The following is a 26144-nucleotide window of genomic DNA, read 5'->3' as shown; positions in this document are numbered from 1 at the left end:
GTCTTAGAACTGAGTGTTCTGACCTTCTACTTTCCACTGACCTTCTTGAGCTCGGTCATCATGGTTTAACCATACATGAGAGTGCCCAGCATTATCTTTGGCCTGTTTTAGCTTTTGGTTGTCGAGGCTATTGGTTGGAACGCTAAAGTGATACTGGCTGCCCAAACTTTGACACTGTGCCTGTCCGCTACTCCATGGACCGCTATTCGCCGTCACTTTCCAGCTGTTGTCTTGATGATTTTTACAAGCGAAAACATAGTAGGTATCGCAGCTCTGATCATCCCAACGACCATTACCCCACTGTAGAGCACAATCTTGTACGCCACCCCAGTTGTTGGGTTCGTTACGATCCCAACTCCAGATACCCGCTTCCAGACGGCCATCGTTCATTACCATATCGTCCAGATTGACGATGTTTGCACCTTCTCTAAAGAAGCGAGTCACATCACCTGAGCTGATGTGGCCAGTTTTACCACCGGTTACTACATTAGCAATGGTGCCTGTTGTGGTTCTGTCTTCCCAGATGCGACCAATATCGCCCAGGCTAGTGAAGGCGGTGTTCTTCCAGTTAGAGTTACCACTGCAACCGCCATCTCCCCAAAGCACCACTTTTTTGCCTGCGGCAAGTACATCGGCTTTGGTTAAGTCAGAAGGAATCGCACGGCAGCCGTTACTTTTGTAAATCTTGTTGCCGAAGCGCGCATTGATCTGGTTGTAGGCATCGTTATGACGTCCGTCCATGTGATCTTCAATGTATAAAATAAGAACCTGGTTGTCGCTTTCTGAGCTGTTTAACCAGTCTCTAATTTCATTAAGTCCTTCGGTCAGGTATTTGTCGTTTAAGCTACAGAAGCCATGACACATCAATAATCGCTTGGGGTAAGAAAAGATACTCTCCATTTTGCGTGTCCAGTGCACATCGATTTCAATAAAACGAGCGCCCATACGCAGCTGATCTTTAATGGAGTACTTTTGTTGTGGATCGAGATAACGACAGCCAACAGAAAAATTACAGGCACGATACACTTCGGAATTATAGGTATTGTGAGTACCTGGAATGTTGTTATCAGCCATCGGCGAATAAACATCGAGATTACGCTGAGCTTTTAGCGTTTTACCCACCCAACTGTTATTAAAGTTATCGATTGAATCAGCACTGACCAAACCGCTTAAGCCCAGAGCAACCAAAGCCGCCAGTGGCTTTGCCCAACGATGTTTTAATGTCATAACGCGTTACCTTTTATTGTTGTGTTTAACGGAGTAGGGGCCTTGCCCTATACAAAGATTGCCAGCCTCCCGCTTTGACAGCCTCTGTCTGTTAGACGTTATTCATCCTGAGTTCAGGATAAGCCTATCAATATACCGACACGGTTTTTCGTCCTAGTGAAGGGGAGTCAATGAGCGGTGGTGATCTCCAGAAGCCTCAAAGAGAATTTTTTTAGGCTCAAGATTCCTCAAACGCTTATGTGCTTCGTCTTAACCTTTAGAACCATCGTTAATGGTTCTGTCATGGCTCGTGTCGATGGTTTTATTGCACCAATGTATTAGCCCCTCAATAGGGCGACAAGGGTAAATAAAGCCTAAGCAAATAACTTTTTGAGAGATATTCTGCCTGAATTGAACGTTCTATGAGCAATCGAACCTCAATGGCTGGATGAGTTTTAAACTGTCAGAATTGTCGTTCTTTTTTGGGCTGGCTTTCTGTCAACCAGAAAACGATAAAAAGCGTTTAAAAAGTACGCTAAATATTTATCAAACATTCGAATGGGAGATATTTTTGAGAGTAAATAATGACATTCCCGAATAGCTCACCATAGGTATTTTTAATGTTTTAACTACCTAGTTTGAGATAATTTTCTGAGTGTTTTTTACTCTTTCTGATGTTACAAATGGCAAGTGGATACTAAGATATTGTGAAGATACAAAACTGCAATGTTTCTCAATAATAAGACTAGGTATAATTATCTTAATTATTGAAATTACGCTGGTTTTTTGTGGGCGTCTCTTGTGTTAAACGAAAAAAGCCTTTATTATTCGGACCAATTCGAAGGAACGGATAAGGGAAAGTGCTTTTTTGGAGCAGTTAGGTTTAGCTAACTTGCGCTATGGGACGTTACAAATTGCGTTTTTTGATTCATATCTGCGTGTAACAGCCAATTACCCACTGAAAAGATAAATTTGGGCGACCAGTTTGTGCTTTTTTGATGATTGACTACACTTATGTGAGAGTTGGACTATCTCAAGTAGCAAAGGTGTAGTCTGCTATGAAATACCTTGGGAATAAAGAAAATGAAATTAAACAAAGATAATTCGAAGTACTTCGTTGCTTTCTTGTTAGGAGCTGTATCTTTTTTGTTTGGCGTATTCAACTATTTCGGTATTATTTTTAATTCGGGTGAGTTGTTTCAGGCCAATGGCTCTTCTTTCCAATTAGTTGTTCTGTTTTGTTCTACCGTCTTTGGCTTTGTTTTTATGGCTTGGTCAGCGATGGAAATTCAAGTGCTGAAGCAACACAAAACTCATTCGAACCAATAGTGAAATAACATAGCTCGCTGCTTAGTCGCTGTGCAAGGCGGGCTATTTGTATTGGATGTAATGGACATTCCAGAAATACGGATTCTGGATACATGTCGATAAAACCTGCATTGCTTACTAGCAGGTTAGCACTCCTGTTTTTTAGAGTGCGGTCATTTTTAATTTGAGGAATTCCACTATGAAAACATTCATAAGTATTGTCATTGGAGTAATGGCATTACCTGCTATTGCGGGTAAAGATGTTAATGACAGAACCGTTAACTATGTTTATCAACCCGATCTCGCGCCAACAGAATTTGAGTTTAGTGCTAACAGAACAAACGCTTGTGGCACCGACTTATATCGAGTGCAAAGTCCAGATGAAGCAACAGCTGATCGCAAATTCTCTCTCGTACTAGCGGCATTCACCACTAAAAAGAAATTGTCTTTTCATGACACCGAAGTGTGTAAAAGTGGTCGCGCGGTCGTTTCTTGGGTTAAGTTGGTTAATTAATCACAAATAGGTTAGTGTCTGGGTATTGGGTACAATCACCTGATACCCAAAACCTGTTTCACTTGAAACTTTTTTTCAGTCCGTTTTTTATTATTCGTCTCAATTTGGTATTTCCTTTCTACGCGTTTTCTCTATCTCAAACACCAAAACAAAACCCTAGTTAACAAAAATGTAAGCTAATGTCCGGGTAAAAATTGCAACACTGAGATGAATTATTTTTTCTGTGGACTTTCATTAAGTTTTCAGTTGTTTATTGTTAAAAGCTTATTACAATTGCCCTATACTCGATTTGCTGGTTTTTTATACAGTGAATTGAGATATACCCAAAGCATTTCGAGGTGCAGCTAGGCGGCCAGCAAGCGAATCCCCTGAGCTTAGTTTTACTAAGTGATTGGGTGAGTGCGCGCAGCGCTGCAACTTGAACAAAACCGCTGCATCTTGAAAGGCGACGGGATAACAAAAAAGCACGCTGATAACATTAACTATCGGCCAATGAACCGATGGAATGAATACCAAAATCAAAGCGTGTTGTCGTTTAGGACCAACGACAAAAACTCGTCGAAAAAATGCTGTAACGAGTCAATGAGTTAACAATGTAAAAACGATTGATCGTTCTAGGGCGAAACAAGTTGTTGTGGGCTTGTTTGGTTCTGCTGTGATGCGATGAATGCAACAATAATACTCATGCACACGGGGCTAAATAATATGAAACTTCTCTATCAGAAGATCGTAGCAATGTTCTTTTGTCTAACGTTTTCTGTGCTCAGCTTTTCTCATAGCGCAATGTTTAAAGACAATTTTCGATACGACAATTCCAACGAAGGTTTATCGGCATCTATGCTGTTGATGCTAAGTGGTAATTTGTTTGCTGCTAATCAATGTACCAATGGCAGTGCGGCAGGTTATCCCTGCGATAAAGTTGATCTTATGGCTTTTATGCCAAAGGCAAACCTAGGTGGTGGGTCACAAAATCTGAATGACATTTGGGGTTGGACCGATCCGGTGACTGGCAAAGAAATTGCCATTGTTGGGCGTACTCACGGTACTGCATTTGTTGATATTACGAATGCAGAAAATCCCGTAAACCTCGGTTTTTTACCATCCCATAATAATGGCAGCGACTCATGGCGCGACATGAAAGTGTATAACGACCATGCTTTTATTGTTGCTGATGGCAGTGGCAACCGAACACACGGTTTGCAAGTATTCGACCTGACAACATTACGTACGGTAACGCCCGGTGGTACTTTAACTGAGACTGCACATCTGGGTGGTTTTGGTAATGCGCATAATATTGCTATCAACGAAGACTCAGGCTTTGCCTACATCGTTGGTTCCAATCAATGCAGCGGTGGTTTGTATATGGTTGACGTATCAACGCCAACGGCACCGACTTACGCCGGGTGTTTCTCTTCCGATGGTTACACTCACGACGTTCAGTGTGTCAATTATGCAGGACCAGATTCAACCTACAGTGGTCGTGAAATCTGTGTTGGCTACAACGAAGATACAATTACTATCGTTGATGTGACCAGCAAGAGCAATCCAGTGCAGATTTCTCGTAGTGGTTATGCGGGATCGCGCTATACCCATCAGGGCTGGTTTTTGGATAACACCCATAGCAAGCTCATAATGAATGATGAGCTGGATGAATCTGGTACTGGCAGCAACACCACCTCTTATATCTGGGACGTAAGCGATCTTGATAATCCTCAAGAAATAGGGCGCTATGTTGGACCCACGGCAGCTATCGATCACAATCTCTATACCTTGAACGGTTACGTTCTTGAAACCAATTACCGCGCAGGTTTACGGATTCTTTCATCAGACGATATCAATAATGGAAACCTGAGTGAGGTTGCCTACTTTGACACGATTCCAGGATCAGACTCTGCACAGTTTTCTGGCACCTGGAGCAGCTACGTTTACTTTGAAAGTGGCAATGTGGTGCTGAGTGATATCGGAACTGGTCTGTTTGTCGTTCGTCCTGATTGGGACGCTATTGGTAATGGTACGCCACCACCACCTCCACCGCCTGAGTATTGTACAGCGGCAAGCAACAACGCCAGCGAAGAGTGGGTGAGCAATGTAACCGTCGGCTCATTCAGCAAAGACTCTGGTAGTGCAAAATACAGCGACTTTACAGCAGACACCGTAAGTGTGGGTACTGGTACTACCGCTGTATCTTTGACACCTTCATTTTCTGGTTCACAGTACAATGAATATTGGCGTATCTGGGTTGACCTCAATGATGATAAAACTTTCGCTGATAGTGAAATTGTGTTTGATTCTGGCAGTGCGACCAATTCGACGGTGACTGGCAATATGACGATCCCTGCGTCAGCGGAAGGCACAACGACGCGTATGCGCGTGGTGATGCGCTACAATGCGGCACCGTCAGCCTGTGGCACTTTCAATTATGGTGAAGTTGAGGATTACACGGTTTCTATTGGCAGTGGTACACCGCCACCTCCGCCGCCACCCAATCCTGACACTTTCGAAAACACCAATAGCTATAGTATTCCGGATAATAACTCCACCGGTATCTCTAGTCCTATTGACTCCACTCGTACTGGTAATTCTGGAACGGTCAGTGTGGCTGTTGATATTTCTCACACCTACAAAGGCGATCTTATCGTGGACCTTGTTCATCCTGATGGAACGGTTTTCAATTTACATAATCGTACCGGGGGATCGGCGAATAACATTGTCGAAACCTACAGCGTCAACGTGGGGAATAAGCCAGCCAATGGTCAGTGGCAACTCAGGGTAAGAGATTTAGCTTTTTATGATCAGGGCACGATTAATCGTTGGAGTATCACTTTTCAATAGTCGAGGTAAACACGATTAAAAAGACATGATTGTTGAGTAAGAGTGGCTGAGTTATCAGCCGCTCTTTTTGCGTTTTTATTATCAGCAGAGAGCGATGTAACCAGATGACTAAAATAAAACAAAAGCTGTTCTTTACTGGATTAATCATTGTTATCAACCTTAGTCTTACTATCAAAGCGAGTGACAGTGCCGAGACTTTTTATGGTCTCGATGCGAACGAGCTATTTGATAAAGCAAACCACTACTTTGAATTATCTGACACCAACATGCAGAAGTCGCGCGCTTTAATCCTTGAGGCCAACAGTCTGCGCAAAAAAATAAATAAGCTAAGAGCTCATAAGAGAAGGGAAAGCAGTCCATTAGTGCAAGACCAACTGGCTCATGATGCTCAAAAGCTGGCTTTGCAACTGGAGCAAAAACAACTGGAAGGAGGGCGGTTACGCGCCGAGAGCCTGTCGCTTAAACAACGAGCTCGATCATTTTTTGAAGAGGCCTTTTGCCAGAAGTGGAAGCCCTGGGTGAAAAATCGTGATCCACTGACCATGGATGACACCATCGCTATGACGCTGGCTCATAACTCTCGTATTCTTAGTGTGAAGCCTTCTTTGCTAAACCGAATGGCTACAGGAACAGACCGTATTAAAGATCGCGGAGAGAATGACGATATGTCTCTTCAAATTCCCGCTCTCGCATCGCAGAATGCACCACCGGATCTTGATATCAGTGCCTTTCAGATTTCTCGCGAACAAGATTTTTTTGGCCATATTGAGGTAGATGCTCATCCTGAAGCTAAAGCGCAACATAATGTTAGTGCAGTGCCACTTAATAAAATTCATCGCTGGCATTTGTTACTCAGTGATCGTAATGGACAACCGGTGACTAATGCTAATGTTGATATCGAAGGCCACATGCCCGGCCATGTACACGGCTTACCTACAGAGCCTAGAGTGACGAAAGAAGTGGCTCCTGGTGTTTATCAGGTAGAAGGGCTTAAATTTCAAATGAAAGGCTGGTGGGTCATTAGTTTTAAGGTTCATTCAGCCGACAAAGAGTCGGTGCCGGATGACTTAACCTTTAACTTAGTTTTATAAGCCAGGGAGGCATTATGAAGATTTGTGTCCGCTGGCTTGTTATCGCTTTATTGGGAACTCTTTTATTGAGCGTTGTTCCCCTGCATGCTCAAGATCCTTATCGTTTTACCGAAGCAGATCTGAAGTTTCTTAAGCAGTTCTCTTTATCTCGCCTACCTGAGTTGCCTAAGTCTCCTGGCAATGTGATCGCAGATGATTTAGCTGCGGCAAAGCTGGGGCAGCAGTTGTTTTTCGATAAGCGCTTGAGTGGCAATGGGCAAGTCTCTTGTGCCACCTGTCATCAACCCGAGCGATATTTTACCGATGGTAAAGCGCTTTCTGTTGCATTGGGTACGACACGCCGTAGTGCGCCGTCTTTGTTGGGAGCTGCCTGGAGTCCTTGGTTATTCTGGGATGGTCGAAAAGACAGCCTGTGGTCGCAAGCACTGGGACCATTAGAAAATCCGGTGGAACATGGCACCACTCGCAATGCAGTTGCACAAAACATGTTGCGCTCTTATTTGCCTGACTATGAAGCTATTTTTGGCAAAGTGAACAATGTGAGCGAACTACTATCTTTGCCAGAAGATGCCTCGCCAATAGGGAGTCAAACCGCTCAGAACAATTGGTTAACGATGACCGCTGCACAAAAAGAGCAGATGAGTCAGATTTTTGCAAACAGCGGTAAGTTGTTAATGGCTTATCAGCGACGACTGATGATGACCCCTGCACCCTTTGATCAATTTGTAGAGTTATTGAATGAGGGCAAAACACAAGAAGCCAAAACAAAAATAACAGAGTCTCAGGTAAGAGGTTTGCGCTTGTTTGTTGGCAAAGCTAACTGTGCGAGTTGCCACAATGGTCCTTTGTTTACCAACTTTGAGTTTCATAACGTAGGGGCGCCTGAGTCGAATCTTGTTAAGGTCGATCTTGGTCGTTACGAGGGCGTTAAAGCCTTGGTGAAAGATGAGTTTACCTGCTTATCAAAGTGGAGCGATGCACCGAAAGAGTCTTGTGAAGAAATGCTGTTTTTAAAAACGAAAGGAAAAGAACTCATTGGCGCATTTAAGACTCCCACGCTAAGAAACATTGTGCATACCGCACCTTACATGCAAACTGGGCAGTTCGCTGATCTTAAGCAAGTGATGCAGCACTATAATGTACCTACACCGCCTTACTATGACCGTTCGCAACACCCGGAGCGACCTCACTTTGATATCTTGCCTTTACTACTAACAGAGCAAGAAATTGACGATGTGATTGCGTTTTTAGGAAGCTTAACTTCGCCGATAAAAGATACTGATGAGTGGTGGCGTGATCCCAATAACCTATCAACTAAAGAGGTAGCACAAAAGAATAATAAGAATCAAACGCATTAAAAAATTAGTCGTTGTTAAAGCTTTTTTTTACGTTACGAGAGAAATAATTCGGTATTTATATTTTGTGACGCTAATGTGAATAATCACGCTTCTATATCTCATTTCAGGTCAGTAGGATATTCGGGGAATGGCCAAAGTAAAGAGTATGCCCCTAATACATTGAAACCTTAAGGAGTTGAAATGAGAGGTAGTTGCTTATGTGGAAAGGTCGTGTTCGAAATTAATGGCGAATTAACCATTGCCCAACCGGATGGGCGCGCTCAATGTTGTGGTTTAGATTCTGCTGAATTGTTAGTAGAAAAAAAAGACTTCGTTTGGTTAACCAGTTTACGATATGTGAAGACTTATCAAAACCAGACTGATATTGGTTCTCTGCCTTATTCGCGTTCGTTCTGTACCAATTGTGGAACCTGCTTACCAGTGCTGATCGATGGTACAGACTTTTATATCTTACAGAGTCATCTGGTAGAGCACTACGATGCGAGTGAATATGTTGCAGCAAAGAAAGTCAGCTAAAACACATCACAGAAGAAACAAAGCTTGAGCTTCTTCTGTGATGATTTCAAGACTTAGCGTTTTCTTAACCACATCCACCAAGGATCGTATTTAAAGCGTTTATAAGTTTCTTTGTGAGTATTGGGTTTGTCTTCTTTATGGTCGATGTTATAAACATCCCAATACAGCTTATTGTCTTCGACTTCGCAAACAGCGTAACCATGAATGGCACTATTAAAGTCTTTAATATGTGGATTATTGAGTTGTGCTCCGCCATTTAGCAATGGGCTGAGATCGGTTTTTAATGGTATGTTTGCATCAATAATATCTTGAATATTAGGAGAGGTAATCGAAGGTGTCATCAGCTCCAAACCAACCAGATTACTGTAATCCCAGTTATTTATATTTCGATAGTTAATCTTAAGGTAAGAAGCGATGTGTGTATGTAAGTCACCGGTCAATACCACAAAGTTATTAACGTCGCGATTTTTTACCGTCTTCATAATATCTTCGCGTTCTTTTTGATAGCCATCCCAGGCATCATAATTGGCATAAGCCACTTGATGACCGAGAACTGTTAGCGCAAGTTGTGCTAACAAGGTCTGGTTGCCCCACATTTTCCACTTTGCAGACGATTGAGTGATACCATCAATCAACCATTGCTTTTGTTCGTTGCCTAACATGGTTTGACCGGGTGAGTTGTAGTCGTAGCACCAGTAGTTGTCCCAGTTATTGCCGTCGCCGCAAGGTTGCTCACTACGGTAAGTGCGCGTGTCCGTCATAAACAATTCCATTAACTTTCCGACACGGAAGCTACGATAAAGCTTTAGATAGTCAAAAGGATGACTAGCGTTTTCGTCGATCATCACGCGCGCGGGAACGTATTCTGTCCAGGCCTTTTGTGCGTCGATTCGCAACTGCCACAATTTTTGTGGATCATTGTTAAAGCGGCTATCGGTGGTGTAAGGATGATCGGGCGCACCTAGGGTATCCTTATCATAGTCCCAGAAAGTATCATTGGCCGTCTCGTGATCATCCCAGGTGATAATGAAGGTATGTTGCTCCATTGCACGCTGTAGATTTTTATCTGAACGGAAGGTTCGATAAATATGACGGAAGTCGCGAATATCGATAGCTACTTTTTCGCCACTGGGCAAATGAATAGGGCGTTTGATTTGGTCATCAAAACTTGGGTAGGTTGCATACTCATAAATAAAGTCGCCAAGATGGATTACAAAATCCAGGTCTTCATTAGCCAGATGATTGTAGGCATTAAAGTATCCAGTGGTGTAATCCTGACAGGTTAATACGGCAAAACGAAGCTGACTGATGTCTTGATTGTGTTCTGGCAAAGTTTTGCAGCGGCCAGTGCGACTCGCCACACCTTTATATATGAATCGATAGTAGTAGGTTTGCCTTGGTTGAAGATGACCATCGAGATCCAGATTCACCGTGTGATCTCTTTGGGCTGAAAAGTCAGCCGCGTCAATACTGCCTTCCATGACCAACTGAGTGAAGTTCTTGTTTAACGAGACCTGGAAAAATAAAGGACTGGTACCATCGTATTCGGTATCGCGAATGTGCGTCCATAAAATAACACCTCGTGGAGCAGGATCTCCTGAAGCAACCGATAAGTCAAAAATTGACTCGCTGTTGGAACCAAAGTTATTGATACCCAAATCAAGCTGAGTGTAGTCGGCATAAGGGCCGGAATCTGAATGCGCTACTAAGGTATAAGGGGTTAATAAAGAAGCGCCCATCAATTGGACAAAGCTTCGGCGATTCACGTTCATGGGGGTCTCCGAGGTGTGTTATTTTTTTGTCGCTACTGCTTGTTTTTTAAAGAGCGACATTTATAAATAACTGGGCGGACCCGTTCAATGAACGCATTGTTAAGCTTTTTCGACTCATCGGAATGAATATGTCACAGAGATGACAGTGGTAAAATTAACTCGATATAAAGAGATTGTTTTGAATGAAAAATAATCGTTATACTCTTGAGTCTTCGGCGATTCCCTTTTTACTTCAACTTATTCTGTAATCTCGCTACTATAGGACAATGTCAGGATCAGGGATTTATGGAGTGTGACGAATGACTCAAAATAAGATTATTATATTCATTATTGCAATGGCGCTTGTCTATTATGTGCTCGATAATTTATCGCAAAATACGGGGCGAGGGGGCTTTGAAGCCAGCACCTATGCTAATTGCAGAGATGCAGAAAGCGGTGCCTATGGTGAGGAAGGGCTAAAAGTTTATTGCCATTGTATTACTCAAACAATCTCTAGTGAATTAAACGATGACGAAGTCGAAGCTGTGCAAGGCGGTGATACTGAGATACTACAAGCCGCTCTACGACGTTCATTGGATAAAGTTGAGCGCTGCTCGATTATGGCTGATAGTGCTGGGAAGTTACCTGTATTAACTTAGTATTCGTTTTTCTGAGCTATTCGATGGTTTGAATGAATGTAAAGATAAAGCCAGAAACTTACTCTATTTTTTTGGATGCAATGATTTTAAATTAAAATGATGATAGTAGAATCCAAGAAAAAGAGGAGAAAGAGTATAGAAGCCAGTTATTGTTATAAGAAGACTGTTAAGTTCATGTGAAAACGTAATCATAAGAGATGATGGTATAAATATCATTATCCCACTGATTAGAAAAAGGCTGGCTGCGATATTGAACTTCTTACGAAAAATTAAAAGGCTGGCGCACATATCAGAGAGCAGGGCGGTAGAGACATAAATAAATGTTAGAAGTGTAAATGTATCTGAAATGAAATTAGGTCTCTTTCCTACGTCAATTGAAATTACTATTTGCGAGAGTAAGAAAATTAATCCTGATAAATAGGTGAAAATGATAACGGATCTATTGGGTTTCAGCGGAGCGTTTTTCGTTGAGTTTACATCCGATAAAGAAGTGGAGAAAGTTGGCTTTTTACCCATATATTCTGCTCGAGGCTTAATAGTAAGTCAGATACTGCTTTCTACTAAACGACAGAAAGTCAAACTTGGGGTTGATATTTAAAATTAGTTGAATGAACATGCCAGAACTATTTTGCAGTTCTTGGTATAGGATGTCGTCGAATATCCAAACAAGGCATAACGACGAAAGGAAGTGTTAAAAAATCTAGGGAGCTTAAAAGAAAAATATTGAATTAACTAATCAAGAAAATAGCCCCGCCAGAAGCGCGGGGCCTATTAATCATTACCAACGATATTTATAACCAACAAAAAACTGTTGCGGCTTACTGGGACGAGCTCCAAATGGGCGTCGACTTACAATTTCCACTTCATCAGTCAAGTTATCAACTTTCAGATACAAAGTACCATAATCATCAAAGTCATAAGCGGCAGAAACATCCAGCACCCAAAAGGCTTCAGTACTGACACCCGATAAAGCTACATCCGAGCCCGCCGCTTCCCACATTTCGCCAATGTAGCGACTCAGCAAGTTGAAGCGCCACTGTGTGCTTTCAAGACCCAGGCTTATGCTCATTTGATTTTCTGGCAGATAAGGAATCGGATTACCTGCTGTTACATTACCCCAAAGTTCAAAAGTGGACTCAAATGATTCTTCAAACTCTGCATTGTTATAGGTATAAACAAAACTAATGGGAAGATCGATGCCTGCACCAATATCAAATCGATGAGAAGCGCTGATTTCGACACCATCTACTTTCGCTTTACCAGCATTAAATTCTTGATCGCTGTTGGTTACACAATCTGATGAAGTAGAAAGCGTACAACTCTCTTTTAAGTTTTCAAAGTCACTGATAAAGCCAACCACTTCTAGTCGAGTGGTTGAATGCTGATATCGATAACCCAACTCAAAATTAACACTCTCTTCGATTTTAATATCTGGACCTTGCTTAGGGCTGGTAGGAATAAACCCGCGATGAACACCCGCAAATAAACCAGAGTGACTATCTAACGAATAAAATACACTCGCACCCGGCAACCAGATGGTCGTCTGTTTTTCTAACCAGTCGGTTTCTTGACCGGCTTTATTGTTTTGATAGCGAGAATCAATGTATTCGCCGCGTAGACCCAAGGTTACTTCAAGCTTATCGAAGTTAAGTGTGTCTTGCGCATACCACGAGATGGCTTTGGATTCTTCGGTATTGGCCGTTGTTAGATTGGTAGGATTACCTGCCGATGACAGACGCCCGGATACCATGTTGTAACTGTCTTCAGTATGAACTCGCTCAATTTCATCTTGGTGGAAGCGAATACCAGAACGGAAGTTATGAGTGATGCCCCATTCTTTAAACTCCCAACGCAAATCGGATTGGATGCCTTGAGAGTAAAACGAACGATCATTAGTTCCAATCAACAGTTGATCAAACAATCCTTGATTATCTTGCTGGCCTGTTAAAACCTGATAATAAAGGTCATTAGTGATTGGATCTTGTAAAATTTCCTGCAAGCTCGGTGTGCTGCCACTGTCGCGGAAATTATTAAGCTTACGCCAGGCTCGATCAAAGTTGTTGCGATAAATTCGTGTGGTTAAGTCGAAATCTTTGCCAGCAATAAAATGGTTAAATTGGACCTGCGAATGTTCCCAGTCCATCAAGCCCAACTGACTGGCTGCATAACGTCGATAAGGTGTCGCAGCAAAATCGGCATCCGTTAAACCCAGGTAGGTTTCGTTAGAAACTTCATCGGCGTAACCCAGTTTTAATTCAAAAACTTGCTGGTACTTGTCACTGTCCAGGTTATAACGTAGCTTTGCGATGACATCATTCTTCTCGAAGCCACTGTCACCGCCGCCATCCAGCTCTTTAAAGCCATCACTCTGAGTGGTTAACCCTTCTAACAGAACACCAAAATTACCCGACGTTTGAGCAACGTAAGCGTGGGCTTTCTGGTAACCATCACTGCTGCCAGCGATATCGATCATTCCTTCGTTATCTTGTGGAACCCCACGAGTTTGCAAGTTAAGTGTTCCTGCGACTGTGTTAGGACCATAGAGAATAGCAGCGGGGCCTTTGAATACTTCGACACCCGACAATCGACTAACCATTGGGAAGTAATAAGCCGCTGGCGCAGAGTAGGGCGCTGGGCCAATTAACACACCATCTTCTAGAATGTTAATTTTTTTACTACGCTCGGGTGTGACACCACGAAAGCCAATGTTTGGGCGTAAACCGAAGCCATCTTCCTGTCGAATATTAACACCTGGAACGGTTGCCAGGATTCGATGAATATCGTCGTACTCATATTTTTCTAGCTCTGCTTCGTCAATAACGGTTGCAGATCCTGCTTCGGTATTCAGCTGTTTGCGCTGACCAATAATGGTCATGCGTTCATGATAAGCGTCTTCTTTTTTGGCTTGCTTATCTTCGGCATTATCATCTTCCGCTGCCATGGCATTGAGCGCAACCAGAGTAGCCAGTGTGAGTGTTGTTAATTTAAAAGGCGAGGTATTCATAATAAGCGATGAAAGTCCTGTTTTGTGGCTGGATGAAAGCCTGTTCATCCAGCATTATTCTTTTGATGGTTGCTTAGTCGTTATCACCAGCAGAAGTGGCTGGAAGTTCCAAAGACAGTTGGTTGATGAAGTCGGCTTTCATCTGATCGGTAATAGCTTTGACTTGATCATGTGTTGCCTGAACCTGAGCACTGTCATTTTGCAAGGTGTCGCCTAGAGTCGCCTGATAAGTGTCAATATTAGCAATGGCATTGTTGATTGCATTCAACATATTGGTGGCTGTTGCACTGGCGCCTTCTTCAACCAAAAAGTCATCAAAACCTAATGTCACCTGGCTATTCGTTACTTCACCTGTAAACAGAGTGCGTAAACTCACAAGGTTATTGCGAATATTTTGTAAAGAATGATTAGCAAATTGAGACTCGCGATCTTCTGGGCAAACATTTTGCTGACAGCTGTTATCAAATAAACCCAGAGGAATGCCTAACTTGGCATCCTTGGCAATACTGTCGATGTAAAACATGCCATCAGAAATGCGGTTAACGGCTTCGTGAACATTATTAAAGTCACTGCCCGGTGCGTTGGCGGCATTGAGTAATGATTGAGCATAGCCATTCGCGCCACCCCAGGCATCAAGCAATTGCTGTGCGCTATTGGCAATGTCACCTGCCACGGCTACTGCAAACTGGCAGCGTTGCTCTCGGCGAGCTGCGTCAGTCAAAGCATCCCATCCAGCTGGTGCGGTGTTGGCAGTGCAAGAGTGGGCCAGATTCGTATTGAATAGCAGATATTCCAGAGCATCCAGACCACGTCGAGTAAATACTCGGTTAGAAATATCGTAGGGCGTACCATTGATATTTCCAGCGTTAAAGAAAGCAACGTCCTGATCCACAGCACAGGTGCTAACCACAGGCCAGGAATAGATATTGTTTTTTAGTAGGCTTTGGTTGGCAATGAGAGGTCCCAACTGCATGACTTCGATCTGTTGCCATTGGTTCATTGAAGTCAACCAGGCATTTTGCGCGCTGGTGCGATCCGTATCGCGCTGCTGCTCAGTGATTGAACCATTATTAAATCCCTGTTCACTCTGACAATAGGTGCTCACGGCTTGTTCAAGGCTATTAGCCACAGTTTCAAACTCGTTGAACTTTGGGGTAATCACATTGTTAGTGAGGTGGGTGAGTAGGGCATTTTCATCAAACTGAGTTTGGTTTCCGCCGTTATTATTGCCGCCATTAAAGCCTGCTCCAGCAGTGCTATCGACACTATCGCTACATGCCGCCACAAACAAAGTTGACGTCACTGCAAGGGTAAGAGGTTTGAGCGAAGATAATTTCATGGGTTTGACTCTTTTTTTTCTTTGAGGCGAGTATAAAGACATCTTTAAAAAAATACAGTTTTTTAAAAGTGTCTTGTTGACTTAGATCAGAAAAACGACAAAAGGCTAAGCCCTGCGACTTAACCTTTTGTTCAATCACTGCGTCATTTTATATGACTACCAGTTTGCAACATGCTCAGCTTCGAAGCTATAAGCTGCTTGTAGAAGATCACGAGCTGCCAGCAAGTCTGCTTTATACTGAGTTACGTCAGCAGCCGGAGCAACCACTGGAACATCACGCATCAATACGTGAAGTTGCGTGTAATTTGCATCCGTTAATGGAGAGAAGCGGCTGAACTGAAGGTTCAAAGCAAAGCCTTTCATTTCTGACCAATGCTTAGCTAAATCAGCATAGTTAAATTCAGCAGTACCCAGTTTATCTAAGTCAGCAATGGTGTCGTTGATGTAATGAACAACTGTTGCAGAAATCGATTTTTCCCAAGCGTCCAATACCGCGTCACGCTCTACTTTTAACGCGTCCATTTGTGCCGTTGTTAACTCGGTACCAATGTTATCGTTAATAATTTTACGGCCATTCAATAAAGCGGTGAAGGCTGCGTTAGTGAAATCTGTTGGGTTGGCTAATGCGGCTGTACCACGGTCACGCTTTGCGGCATTGACAGAGTTACCCATGTTGAGCTCGGATTTTAAATCAATGGTGCTGTTGCCATTGCTGTCATGAAAACCTGATGCGTATGCTTCACGACCGCCTTTACCAGCGATTTCGTCGTCAGTGTACTCCAGGTAGTCACGAGCCGCGCCAAAGTAACCGTAACCTTCATCCCACTGATGTTCTAGTGAAGTGTAAGCACTTGAGCCTGCCAGGTTGGTACTGCGCAAACCTTTGCCGTCTGTGTCGTCATCAAGGTAATCATCAGCACCCTGAGAGAAAGCTACTGCACCTAGCAAGAACTTCTGAATCAGTTGTTTTAGGTCACGGCCGTCAGTGGTTAAGTAGATAGATGTGATAGGGTTGCCATTGAAGTCATTACGAGTGTTTCCGTTAATGAATTCTTGAGCATTATCTGCCAGCATACCAAAGTAAATTTGTACCAAGCCGTGAGGCGTTGTAGAACCTGCTGCTCCCCAGCCTTCAAACGCGCCTGCGTTCCAGTCTTTGTGTTGACCAACGGCGTCGCTACCAGCGATTTTGCCAAACAAGTCTTTGTGAGTAGAAGACAGCTGGCGTAAATTGGTTTGCTCTGAGTTCTCGATAAAGTCGATGGCAAAACCGTCAGCCACTAAGTCATAGTCTGCATCAGCAATCTGGTAGAAAGAATTCAGTTTTGCTAACACTGCGGCGCGGTCAGCAAAAGCGCTAGCATTCAGGTCTTCTTGTAAACCGCTGCCGATGTATTTGTTGAGCTGCGAGATAAGCGCCATGCGCGTTACCTGGCCAGAATAAGAAACAGTTGAGTTGCCGTCACCATTCACAAACTTATAAGTATCTAGTAAGTCATTTACATTAATTGTGAAAGCTTGAGAGAAGGAGAGGTTGCCGCTGTCTGTTACCGTTACGCTCACATTCAAAGTGGGTGTCTTTTCGAAGTTCATGGTGACACCGTCTTTCAACTTAAGCGTAGTTCCAACAATTTCAAGCTGATCGTGAGTGGCAGTAAAGGTGAAAGTTTCACCCGTATTCCCGTCAGTTGCAGACAAAGTACCTACCGTCGCGCCTGCTGCATTTTCGTCAACAGTGGTTTTAGAAAGAGCAATCGCTGTAGGGGCTGTATTCGTTGGACCATTAGAGGACCCACCACCGCAAGCACTCAATAGTGTTGCCGCTGAAACAGCAAAAAATACTTTGCTTAAGTTGGATTTCATGAGTTTATTCCTGTTATTCGCAAGTTTATGCGCGGATGATAAACTAAGTATAAATGCTAATCAATCTCAATTAGACTATAAAAACCATTAATATCTAAAAATTCTCAAATATGTATAAAAAGCAACCTTATTATTTGAAGTATCAATAAAAAACATCACCTTTATAAGTTTATTGCCTTAGAGATCCGATGTGTCTGGAGATGAATAGTTGGAGTTTCAAAGAAAGAAGAAAGGAGCGGAGCGCATGTTCTTATTATATAGAAGGTTAGGTTACTAACCCAAAACGACACTTTATAACCATCGCAGCGCTTTTTTTATGTCTGAATCATTGGTTGACTGTTTTTGGGCAGATAGCGTTAAAGAGCTGGGCAAAATCTGGACGAATTTTGCTGCTGTCGTAAGCTTGTCAGTGATATGCCGTAACGATGGCGTAAAGGTTTCTGTGGGTTTCTCGTAGGCTGGAATGGCCTCTATACGAAATAATAAGGTGTGATATCAATATGAGAGTGAACGCAGAGAAAGTTGTTGAACTACGTAAACAACGTTTTTGGTCACAAGATGAGTTGGCTCTGGCGCCTGGACTTAACATCCGCACTGTTCAGCGCATTGAGCGAGAGGCCTCGGCATCGCTGCAATCCAAAAAAGCATTAGCGGCGGCTCTCGATGTTGATATTCAGGAGCTTGACTACCAGGAGCAGCCCAGGATGAAACGCTATGAATACAAAACATTAGAAATCGAGCATAAAGAAGGGTTTTTAACCGGAATCAAAAAAGCTGAGTTGCCAGACTTGGAAGGAATATTTAACCGTGAGGGCCAAGAAGGTTGGCGTGTTGTTCAGTTACTTACGCTAGAGCTAGCAAGTGCCATGTGGAGTATGAAAACCGGAAAAATGGTCGCTTTGCTAGAACGAGAAATTATTTAGGATACAATAGAGTGGCATTATCCGCCGCTGTGACTCGGCGGATAATGGAGTAATATTAATGAGCTCGCTGACGGAATCCTGCAAAACCTAAAATACCTGCCAGGAGCAGAGCCAGAACACCCGGTTCAGAAATTGCCTGCACCGTATAATAGATGGCTACATCAGCATGTTTAGGATCACCCCACATACCCCAGGACACTTCAAAGTTTGCATTAAAACCAATCATCGGTCCTAATTGGTCGGCGGGCATCTGAGAGGGATCACCGTTCAGGTACTGAGCATACGCCAGTGCAGAAACACCGTAGTTGTACCATTGCTCCAAAACATCATAAGTGCCTCCATCGCAACTATAACCAGGCCCCGAATCACCCAAAGTGATGGCATCACCAAAGCACTGAACCCATATTCCACTAATATAATGATCCGCTGCTGGATTTATACCAAAGAAAAAATCCCCTGTTGAATTGGGCAAGTCTGGTGAGTCGGCTGCACCTTGTAGCATAAAGCTATTGATGTTATCCGGATCCGGTAAAGTGAACGGCGTTGCTAAACTCAATTGAGTATAAAACAGTGTTAAAGCGACGAGCAGTTTTTTCATAGAAAAATATCCTTGTCCATAGTCAGGATTAAATAGAAAAGTGAGGCTAACACTAGTCAATAGTCGAAACAATTCGCCTTAAGTATTAAGTGAGTGTTCAAAAATATTGGCTTCAACATTTTTTAAATACTCTTATTGTTTTTAAAATGGTCTAAGAATATGACAAAAGCATTTAAATAAATTGAAATAAGTAGAAGGTGAGCAAAATGCGAGCAAAAATAGAGCGTTAACTGAGCTTGCTATTATGTTTAGAAAAAGCAAGCACTGCTTTTGTTTTCATGATTAATGCTGACGGCTCGATGAATCTAAAAACATTATAGAAGATAGGCTTATAGAGAATAAAAAAATTAAATAAACGGCCTTAAATCAATGTCGCAAAATTGATATACAAAATACATTATTCGCTAATGACTTAAAAACATAATAAAACAGACAAAAAAGTTAAGTGGGTCACGGTTGTTAAACAAATAAAATTCTTTCGCGCTAATTTTTTATTCCATTTTTAATATTAAAAATATCTAGCAAAGCGAAAATAAAAATCGCTTTTCCTGTTGCACAGCCAAAAAGATCTTTTATTAACAAAAATTAATTTACCGCTACAGCCCAGATAAACAGGCATACAAGAAAATGCTAAATATTATTTTGAGATAATGCAGGGTGGTGCCATTGACAAGAACATGAGCGAGTATTTAAATAGATGTATACAGGATGTACACCTTGATTGAGTGAAGGACTTCATCTTCCCTTAAAGAGTTCAGGTGAGTAACTTAAAACTACTCTCATAATTATGTGACGAATTTGATTTGTTGCGACAAATTGTGACGTGCTAGTTCAATTAAAAAAACATGTCGTTATTGTTAAGGGATATCAATGGCAAGTTACTCAGTACTGCATGACATCAGCAAAGAAATACAAACCAATTTGTATAATGCTTTGGTTGATACTCCAGATACTGACTTCTCATTAACTGATGCCGACACCGATATTATACTCGCCAAGCCCGATGACGCTGATAGTGATAGCGGCAAAATTTCTTTGTATCTATACCACATGGATATCAACGCACACTTGCGTAACCAACCCATGGTTGCCATTGGTGCTGAAGCGCTGGTAAATCCTCCGCTGCCTTTTCGACTACGTTATTTGCTAACACCAGTTACCGATTCTCATGTGACGAATCAACTGCTATTAGGGCGTTTGATTCAGTTTTTATACGATAACCCATTAATTCAAAGTTCTGCTGAGTTAACCCTAAATGATGATCGCGGCGGCTCAACAGAATTACGCATTCATCCCGACAGCTTGTCTGTGGAGTCGCTTAACCAATTATGGACTGCGATGAACGAGGCCTATCGATTGAGCTATTCGTTTTCTGTGGATGTCGTGCCCATCGATTCTGCCAAGCAACCTGCTGCGGCCCATCGTGTGGGTGTTTCGCAAGGGGATTTATCGTCGGGAGTGGATGACTGATGGCGATAATGCAAAATATCATTCAAGTCGGTAAGGTGGCGCTGACCGATCAGGTATCCTCCCGTCCGATTAAAGATATTTCTCTCGTTACAGTGGAATATCGCAGTGACAGTAACGTCGATTTTCTTCCGTGTCCATTTAGCGAACGTCTGGATGGTCAAGGGAATTTACTCTTACTCAGTTCTCGTCCCGCTATTGATCTACTGCGCGAGTTCGAAGACGACGATTATCATTTTCGTATTCAAATACAAGCCACAGCCCATCAAGAAAAGACCGTTACCTTTACGGTAACCAAAGCCTCCTGGGATGCCTATGTTGCTCAAGTAGAGGCCCTGCAAGAAGGCACTTTGGCTACCTCATGGCAATTGCTATTTGATGAGGCCGATCAGCTGGAGCCCAATCCTGTGGCTGCCGAGCTTAGTTTACGTCGTCAAAATCATCAGGCATTAGATCCTGATGATTATGTTTTGGAAGTTACCGCACCATCGTCGGTCAATGGACAGGCGGTGGGCAGTTTAAATGTTTGGAAGTTTTACCCACTACCGATTGCCGACAAGGTAACGGTACAGGTTCGTCTTTCAGCTGATGACTCTGTTATTACATCAGCTGAATTTGGTATTGATTATGCACAAACACTCAATGTCTGGGATCTTCCCATCAACCATTGAGCTATGGAGAGTATGCTATGCCAGAGTATCTAGCACCTGGAGTTTATGTTGAAGAGGTATCGTCAGGAAACAAGCCCATTGAAGGCGTGAGTACCAGTACTGCGGGAATGGTAGGGGTAACCGCCAGAGGGCCTGTGAATGTTCCCACATTGGTGACCAGCCTGGGGGGATTTAATCGCGTATTTGGCGGAAAGTTGGATTATAACGTTTATACCAATAATCTTGATGCGCTCCCTTATGCTGCCGAGGGCTTTTTTAAGAACGGCGGTTCTCGGGTTTATGTCACGCGCATTGTGGGTGATGCCGCAACTCGCTCCGAAGCAGCGTTGTATTCAGAAAGCCTGGCAGGTTCGGCCGCTTTTGAATTAAGCGCTGGCATCGCACTCAATGGCACAACGTTGCGCTTAGGTTCAGGGCCATTCGATCAGTTGGCCGCTGACGTTAAGTTACTGTTTTCTGAGCCCGGCAAGTCAGATGTCGTTGAGATCCAAAGTGTCGATAGTCGCACCATTTCGATTAATCGCGGATTGGCAGCAGAGATTGCTGATGCGGCGGCTTTTGATGTGTGTTCTGCCACATTAGACGAAGATGTCTCGGTTAACATCACTCAAGATATGTCTGCGGCAGGTGGATTAGAAATCGACGCCACCTTAACAGCAACACTATCGAATCTGGATACTCTGTTTCTCGAAGACACCATTGATCCTGATAAAAGTGAGTACATTACGATTAATGCCGATGCTACCGCCACTTTCTCAGAAAACGGCGGTGTCTTGCTCTTTGATCATCCTGTTTCTCGCACACGCTTGTACAAAGTTACTATTAGTGTTGATAAATCCTTCACCGCAAGTGGTGTTGCAGCTGTGGCGGCCACAGACATCGCAATTAACGAATCCATGACAGGGCAAGAAGCCTTTATTCGAGCTGGTGGAGAATATTACTTAATTAATGGCGGAGAAGTGGTATTAACGCTGAAAGCCGGAATTACTAATGGTTATCTTGCCGGGGCGAATGCGCGTTTTCTTGATGATGTATTCTGCAATGTTCACGGTATTTATCCCGGTGCCTGGGGCAATGACTTACGCGCCTTGGCGTTACCCAAAAGTTTGCTGCAAACAGAAACGTCAACCGGTGCTGCTGATACGGATACCGAAATTCTATTAAAGTCGGTGTTTGCGATTCAAAAGGGCACTTATCTGCGTTTTACAGTGGCACCCGATAATATCATTGTTCGCAAAGTCACAGCGGTCGATCGCGCCGGGCTTAAGGTCACTATTGAGTCGTCACTCGGTGTTGTGATTGCCGCCGATCAAGCGGTGGAATCCATTGAGTTTGATTTAGTCGTCGAGCGACTTGAGGGCGACAAAATTGTCGAGAGCGAACGTATTGATGATTTGGCCATTGATGCTGACCATCCACGTTATGCGCCACGCATTGTGGGTAGCTACGACAATGGTACTCAAACTATTTCTACATCCGGCGCATCCGAGCTGGTGCGTCTAGGAAGCTTTAATGACGGTAATGCGCCTTTAACCGGTGTTTACTTTGATTTGGCATCGGGCGATGACGATATCGCCAGCATTGATGATCAAAGCTTTATCGGTAACGCGTCAGACGATCCCGATCAGCGCACGGGTATTCAGGCGATGATCAACGAAAACGACATCAGCATTGTTGCGGTTCCCGGCCAAACATCGGTGGATGTGCAAAAAGAATTGATTGTTCATTGTGAGCGCATGCGCTATCGCTTTGCAGTTTTAGATTCAGAAAAAAGCGCGAAACTGGCGGGTGTGCAAACCCATCGAAAAAATTACGATACCACTCACGCCGCTTACTACTATCCCTGGTTAACCATTGCTGATCCCTTTGGCGAAAAAGGCGATGAACTTAACATTGCACCTTCGGGACATGTGTTAGGTATCTATGCTCGTACCGATGTGCAGCGTGGTGTTCATAAAGCGCCAGCGAATGAAGTGGTCAAAGCCATTCGCAGTTTTGAGACGCGCTTAACCAAAGGCGAGCAAGACATTCTTAACCCTGGTCATATTAATTGCTTCCGCGATTTTCGCGATGCGAATCGAGGCTTGCGTTTATACGGTGCGCGCACATTGAGTTCTGATCCCGAGTGGAAATACATCAACGTGCGCCGCCTGTTCTTGTTTATCGAAAAATCCATCGACAATGGTATGCAATGGGCCGTGTTCGAACCCAATGCCGAGCCACTGTGGGCGACGGTAAAACGCAGTCTGACCAACTTTTTATTAACGGTTTGGCGAAGTGGGGCGCTTGAAGGTGTCACCCAGGACGAAGCCTTCTTTGTTAACGTGGGTCTCGATACCATGAGTCAAGCCGATATCGATAACGGACGACTGATCGTCGAAATTGGTGTGGCACCTGTGAAACCCGCAGAGTTTGTCATCTTCCGCATCAGCCAGAAAACCCGTAGCGCACAAGGATAAGGAGATAGAAAATGGCAGAACGTAACGATCCCTATGCCCAGTATAATTTTCTAATAGAAATTGATGACTTATCAGTGGCCGGATTTACTGAAGTGGGTGGTCTCACCACCGAAAGCGACGCCGTCGATTATCGCGAGGGCAGTGATGACAATACGATTCGTAAACTTCCGGGTTTAAGAAAGTACACGAACATCACATTGAAGCGCGGCTATACCAAAAATGATGAGCTGTGGCAGTGGCGTAAAACAACGATTGATGGCAATACGTTGCGCAAGTCTGGAGCCATTGTTTTGTTGAATGAGCAACGCAAAGAAGTCATGCGCTGGAACTTCAAAGAAGGCTGGCTAGCCAAATGGGAAGGTCCATCATTAAACGCCACGACCAACGAGGCAGCGATAGAGTCTATCGAGATTATTCACGAAGGTCTGGAACTGGGAGGATAATCACTGATGCCTGCTCCCGGTGTCTATCTACAAGCCACCACCACAGCGGCGGAGTCGTTTGATATTCGAACCGATCAGGCCGCTCTGGTTGGCTATGCCGAAAGAGGTCCGGCTTTTGTCGCGACTCGAGTGAACTCCTATGCCGAGTTTGTCGAAGTGTTTGGCGAATACAAAGTGGCTTACTTGACGGCCAGTGCCAAAAGTTATTTTGATAATGGCGGGCAAGTACTTTATGTCATTCGAGTGGTGGCGGGGAGCGCACAAACAGCTAAGGTCGACTGGCACCATTTTCGTTGCTTTGCTGCTGCTCCCTATTTTGTAGGACCAGGTGTAGAAGCGCAAAAAAATGCACAGCGAAAGTATGATGAAGTTGAGCTGGCAGGCACCCGTCATTTTTATCGTCTGCAAAGCCCTGGTGTTTGGGGCAATGATCTGGCGGTCGAGTTACGACTGAATCATCCTTCTAAACTAGTCGTGCAGCAATGGGAACCCCAACTCAAGCGTGCACGACTGTCGAGTGTGGCAGGCATAGAAGCTGGGAGTCTGCTCAACATCAGCGAACTCTATGATGCAATGAGCGATACGGATCCTCAATGGGTTCGTGTGGTAGCGGTAGATGCGGCTCGTCAACAAGTCACCTTGCAAAAACTTCCACCCGCTTTAGAAGCTAAAGATTGCAGTGGCGAATCTGTTTTTGTAGTAGAGATGCAAGCGCTCGTGTATTTCCGCCGTCAGCAAATAGAATCTTTTGAACGTCTGGCATTGCATTCTCAACACTCTCGTTATTTCGTTGAACTCATTAATCAGAACAGTCGTTTTATTGCGTTGAATGAGCCTGATGTGATTGAGGATGACTGGAACTGGCTCGCCACATTAGCCGACACCTACACTTTGGAAGGCGGTCAGCTTAACATGGCTGATCTTCTGGTCAGTGATTTTGAGCGCGGCATCGCTCAAGTGGAACACGAACGAAATATTGCTCTATTAGCGACGCCAGATCTGGTGTATCAACAACCATTGCAAGCTGAAGAAATTCCTCGCTTTATTGACAATAACATTTGTCAGCACCTATTGCCCAAAGCCAGAGGTCGTTTGCAGGGGCGTGTCTTAAACGAAGCAAACCAATCGTCCATTGCCTTTGCCAGAGTTATTCTGCGGGCGAGTCTGCCTGATGGCACTCTGCTAATGTTCGAAGCAAAAACCGATGCGATTGGTCAGTTCTATCTCGAAGGTTTACCGGACGGTAATGCCACGGTTAGCATCGAGTCTTCCGCTTATGAGTTAGAAGAGTTCTCTGTCACCATTGAAGCTTTTGGTCGATTAACAGAAGAAGTCTTTGGCCTAACGCCCATTGATTTGCCTCCGGCTTTTGATCAAGAAGATATTTTACGTTTGCAATTGCAACTGATAGAGCAAGCCGAAAAGCTGCGCAATCACTACATTCTTTTGGATACGCCGCCCATTGCTAACAAACTCGACGAAGTCCTTAACTGGCGCTTTCAGTTAGAGTCAAAGTACGCCTCGTTAATTTACCCCTGGCTTAAATTCGGTCACGCCGAAGATGACCGCGAGCAGCCCGCATCAGCATTAGTGATGGGCGCATTAGCACAAACCGATCTGGATAAAGGGCTGCATTATTCCAGCGCTAATTTGCCGCTGGTCACACATGGCCAACTAAAACATAGCATTACCGACATTGATCACGAGCGTTTAAACGAAGCAAATATTAATGGACTTCTGGTTAAACCAGGAGAGCATGTTCATCTTATGGGAGCGCGTACATTATCTTTCGAGCGAGAATGGCGTTACATCACCAGCAGTCGGCTGCTGATGTTTATTATTCGTTTTCTCGAGCAACGTATGCAGTGGGTAACCTTTGAGCCTAACTCGGATTTATTACGCATTGCCGTGCGAACCAAATTAACCAGTTTGATGCAGCACTTGTGGCGTAAAGGAGCATTGGCGGGTCATACACCGCAACAGGCTTTTTCCGTGGTGTGTGACGAAACCAACAACACTGAGGCTACACGAGATCAAGGTTTAATGATTGCCGAAATAGGCATTGCACCAACCGAGCCTAATGAATTTATCTGGTTGGTTTATCAGCGTAATGCTGATCGTTCAACCGTGGAGGTGAGCTAA

General features: G+C 43.8%; 19 protein-coding genes. 13 read left to right on the top strand and 6 right to left on the bottom strand.

What is annotated here, in order from left to right; all coding sequences use genetic code 11:
• Positions 1 to 3: 3 nt before the first annotated feature.
• On the bottom strand, positions 4 to 1227 hold the full coding sequence (locus NH399_RS03450) for a phosphatidylinositol-specific phospholipase C domain-containing protein (protein ID WP_253037031.1): 1224 nt from the start codon (positions 1225 to 1227) through the stop codon (positions 4 to 6).
• A 1062-nt stretch (positions 1228 to 2289) separates the two neighbouring features.
• On the opposite strand from NH399_RS03450, the gene NH399_RS03445 reads away from it, so the two are divergent.
• The 6 genes from NH399_RS03445 (at position 2290) to NH399_RS03420 (ending at position 8825) form a co-directional block, all read left to right on the top strand.
• On the top strand, positions 2290 to 2535 hold the full coding sequence (locus NH399_RS03445) for a hypothetical protein (RefSeq protein ID WP_253037030.1): 246 nt from the start codon (positions 2290 to 2292) through the stop codon (positions 2533 to 2535).
• 178 nt (positions 2536 to 2713) lie between these two features.
• Complete coding sequence (locus tag NH399_RS03440; protein ID WP_253037029.1) at positions 2714 to 3028, top strand: hypothetical protein; 315 nt, start codon at positions 2714 to 2716, stop codon at positions 3026 to 3028.
• Positions 3029 to 3733: 705 nt separating this feature from the next.
• Positions 3734 to 5860 carry a choice-of-anchor B family protein gene (locus tag NH399_RS03435; protein ID WP_253037028.1) on the top strand — a complete coding sequence of 709 codons (2127 nt, stop codon included), beginning with the start codon at positions 3734 to 3736 and terminating at the stop codon, positions 5858 to 5860.
• Between the two features lie 104 nt (positions 5861 to 5964).
• Complete coding sequence (locus NH399_RS03430; protein WP_253037027.1) at positions 5965 to 6951, top strand: FixH family protein; 987 nt, start codon at positions 5965 to 5967, stop codon at positions 6949 to 6951.
• A 14-nt stretch (positions 6952 to 6965) separates the two neighbouring features.
• A complete protein-coding gene (locus NH399_RS03425) occupies positions 6966 to 8309 on the top strand; it encodes a cytochrome-c peroxidase (RefSeq protein ID WP_253037026.1) in 1344 nt (447 codons plus the stop codon).
• A 180-nt stretch (positions 8310 to 8489) separates the two neighbouring features.
• Positions 8490 to 8825, top strand: a complete 336-nt coding sequence (locus tag NH399_RS03420; protein ID WP_253037025.1) for a hypothetical protein — start codon at positions 8490 to 8492, stop codon at positions 8823 to 8825.
• A 53-nt stretch (positions 8826 to 8878) separates the two neighbouring features.
• Here NH399_RS03420 and NH399_RS03415 read toward each other — a convergent pair whose 3' ends face one another.
• Positions 8879 to 10597: an alkaline phosphatase gene (locus NH399_RS03415; protein WP_253037024.1), complete on the bottom strand. Its 1719-nt coding sequence runs from the start codon at positions 10595 to 10597 to the stop codon at positions 8879 to 8881.
• A gap of 299 nt (positions 10598 to 10896) precedes the next feature.
• Here NH399_RS03415 and NH399_RS03410 point away from each other — a divergent pair, with 299 nt between their 5' ends.
• Positions 10897 to 11235, top strand: coding sequence for a hypothetical protein (locus NH399_RS03410; protein WP_253037023.1), 339 nt, complete (start codon positions 10897 to 10899; stop codon positions 11233 to 11235).
• 778 nt (positions 11236 to 12013) lie between these two features.
• On the opposite strand, the gene NH399_RS03405 is transcribed toward NH399_RS03410, so the two are convergent.
• The 3 genes from NH399_RS03405 to NH399_RS03395 all read right to left on the bottom strand — a co-directional run bounded on the left by NH399_RS03405 (position 12014) and on the right by NH399_RS03395 (position 17441).
• On the bottom strand, positions 12014 to 14239 hold the full coding sequence (locus NH399_RS03405) for a TonB-dependent receptor domain-containing protein (protein ID WP_253037022.1): 2226 nt from the start codon (positions 14237 to 14239) through the stop codon (positions 12014 to 12016).
• 73 nt (positions 14240 to 14312) lie between these two features.
• Positions 14313 to 15578 carry an imelysin family protein gene (locus NH399_RS03400; protein WP_253037021.1) on the bottom strand — a complete coding sequence of 422 codons (1266 nt, stop codon included), beginning with the start codon at positions 15576 to 15578 and terminating at the stop codon, positions 14313 to 14315.
• Positions 15579 to 15734: 156 nt separating this feature from the next.
• Positions 15735 to 17441, bottom strand: a complete 1707-nt coding sequence (locus tag NH399_RS03395; RefSeq protein ID WP_253037020.1) for a DUF4856 domain-containing protein — start codon at positions 17439 to 17441, stop codon at positions 15735 to 15737.
• A gap of 500 nt (positions 17442 to 17941) precedes the next feature.
• Here NH399_RS03395 and NH399_RS03390 point away from each other — a divergent pair, with 500 nt between their 5' ends.
• Complete coding sequence (locus NH399_RS03390) at positions 17942 to 18364, top strand: DUF4177 domain-containing protein (protein ID WP_253037019.1); 423 nt, start codon at positions 17942 to 17944, stop codon at positions 18362 to 18364.
• A gap of 55 nt (positions 18365 to 18419) precedes the next feature.
• Here the strand turns inward: NH399_RS03390 and NH399_RS03385 are convergent, their stop codons facing one another.
• Positions 18420 to 18962, bottom strand: coding sequence for a PEP-CTERM sorting domain-containing protein (locus tag NH399_RS03385; protein ID WP_253037018.1), 543 nt, complete (start codon positions 18960 to 18962; stop codon positions 18420 to 18422).
• Between the two features lie 870 nt (positions 18963 to 19832).
• On the opposite strand from NH399_RS03385, the gene NH399_RS03380 reads away from it, so the two are divergent.
• From NH399_RS03380 to NH399_RS03360, 5 genes are read left to right on the top strand one after another with little or no spacing between them, the layout of a single operon-like run.
• Positions 19833 to 20432, top strand: a complete 600-nt coding sequence (locus NH399_RS03380; protein WP_253037017.1) for a DUF4255 domain-containing protein — start codon at positions 19833 to 19835, stop codon at positions 20430 to 20432.
• Entirely contained in the window at positions 20432 to 21100 is a 669-nt protein-coding gene (locus NH399_RS03375) for a hypothetical protein (protein WP_253037016.1), read from the top strand. The genes NH399_RS03380 and NH399_RS03375 overlap by 1 nt, the downstream gene beginning before the upstream one ends.
• A 17-nt stretch (positions 21101 to 21117) precedes the next feature.
• Positions 21118 to 23559, top strand: coding sequence for a phage tail sheath subtilisin-like domain-containing protein (locus NH399_RS03370; protein WP_253037015.1), 2442 nt, complete (start codon positions 21118 to 21120; stop codon positions 23557 to 23559).
• A gap of 11 nt (positions 23560 to 23570) precedes the next feature.
• The gene (locus tag NH399_RS03365; RefSeq protein ID WP_253037014.1) at positions 23571 to 24002 is read left to right on the top strand and encodes a phage tail protein; all 432 of its coding nucleotides are present in this window, start codon (positions 23571 to 23573) and stop codon (positions 24000 to 24002) included.
• Between the two features lie 6 nt (positions 24003 to 24008).
• A complete protein-coding gene (locus NH399_RS03360; protein ID WP_253037013.1) occupies positions 24009 to 26144 on the top strand; it encodes a phage tail sheath C-terminal domain-containing protein in 2136 nt (711 codons plus the stop codon).

Origin of the sequence: Pleionea sp. CnH1-48, assembly GCF_024124665.1 — a bacterium.
Classification (GTDB): domain Bacteria; phylum Pseudomonadota; class Gammaproteobacteria; order Enterobacterales; family Kangiellaceae; genus JAMXSB01.
This window is presented reverse-complemented; position numbering and strand designations above follow the sequence as displayed.

What these genes read in the sequence shown, in the direction of transcription:
- NH399_RS03445 (WP_253037030.1), top strand. Translation starts at nt 2,290, where the DNA reads ATGAAATTAAACAAAGATAATTCGAAGTACTTCGTTGCTTTCTTGTTA.
- NH399_RS03380 (WP_253037017.1), top strand. Translation starts at nt 19,833, where the DNA reads ATGGCAAGTTACTCAGTACTGCATGACATCAGCAAAGAAATACAAACC.
- NH399_RS03360 (WP_253037013.1), top strand. Translation starts at nt 24,009, where the DNA reads ATGCCTGCTCCCGGTGTCTATCTACAAGCCACCACCACAGCGGCGGAG.
- NH399_RS03440 (WP_253037029.1), top strand. Translation starts at nt 2,714, where the DNA reads ATGAAAACATTCATAAGTATTGTCATTGGAGTAATGGCATTACCTGCT.
- NH399_RS03450 (WP_253037031.1), bottom strand. Translation starts at nt 1,227, where the DNA reads ATGACATTAAAACATCGTTGGGCAAAGCCACTGGCGGCTTTGGTTGCT.
- NH399_RS03400 (WP_253037021.1), bottom strand. Translation starts at nt 15,578, where the DNA reads ATGAAATTATCTTCGCTCAAACCTCTTACCCTTGCAGTGACGTCAACT.
- NH399_RS03375 (WP_253037016.1), top strand. Translation starts at nt 20,432, where the DNA reads ATGGCGATAATGCAAAATATCATTCAAGTCGGTAAGGTGGCGCTGACC.
- NH399_RS03430 (WP_253037027.1), top strand. Translation starts at nt 5,965, where the DNA reads ATGACTAAAATAAAACAAAAGCTGTTCTTTACTGGATTAATCATTGTT.
- NH399_RS03385 (WP_253037018.1), bottom strand. Translation starts at nt 18,962, where the DNA reads ATGAAAAAACTGCTCGTCGCTTTAACACTGTTTTATACTCAATTGAGT.
- NH399_RS03390 (WP_253037019.1), top strand. Translation starts at nt 17,942, where the DNA reads ATGAGAGTGAACGCAGAGAAAGTTGTTGAACTACGTAAACAACGTTTT.
- NH399_RS03365 (WP_253037014.1), top strand. Translation starts at nt 23,571, where the DNA reads ATGGCAGAACGTAACGATCCCTATGCCCAGTATAATTTTCTAATAGAA.
- NH399_RS03425 (WP_253037026.1), top strand. Translation starts at nt 6,966, where the DNA reads ATGAAGATTTGTGTCCGCTGGCTTGTTATCGCTTTATTGGGAACTCTT.
- NH399_RS03370 (WP_253037015.1), top strand. Translation starts at nt 21,118, where the DNA reads ATGCCAGAGTATCTAGCACCTGGAGTTTATGTTGAAGAGGTATCGTCA.
- NH399_RS03415 (WP_253037024.1), bottom strand. Translation starts at nt 10,597, where the DNA reads ATGAACGTGAATCGCCGAAGCTTTGTCCAATTGATGGGCGCTTCTTTA.
- NH399_RS03395 (WP_253037020.1), bottom strand. Translation starts at nt 17,441, where the DNA reads ATGAAATCCAACTTAAGCAAAGTATTTTTTGCTGTTTCAGCGGCAACA.
- NH399_RS03405 (WP_253037022.1), bottom strand. Translation starts at nt 14,239, where the DNA reads ATGAATACCTCGCCTTTTAAATTAACAACACTCACACTGGCTACTCTG.
- NH399_RS03420 (WP_253037025.1), top strand. Translation starts at nt 8,490, where the DNA reads ATGAGAGGTAGTTGCTTATGTGGAAAGGTCGTGTTCGAAATTAATGGC.
- NH399_RS03410 (WP_253037023.1), top strand. Translation starts at nt 10,897, where the DNA reads ATGACTCAAAATAAGATTATTATATTCATTATTGCAATGGCGCTTGTC.
- NH399_RS03435 (WP_253037028.1), top strand. Translation starts at nt 3,734, where the DNA reads ATGAAACTTCTCTATCAGAAGATCGTAGCAATGTTCTTTTGTCTAACG.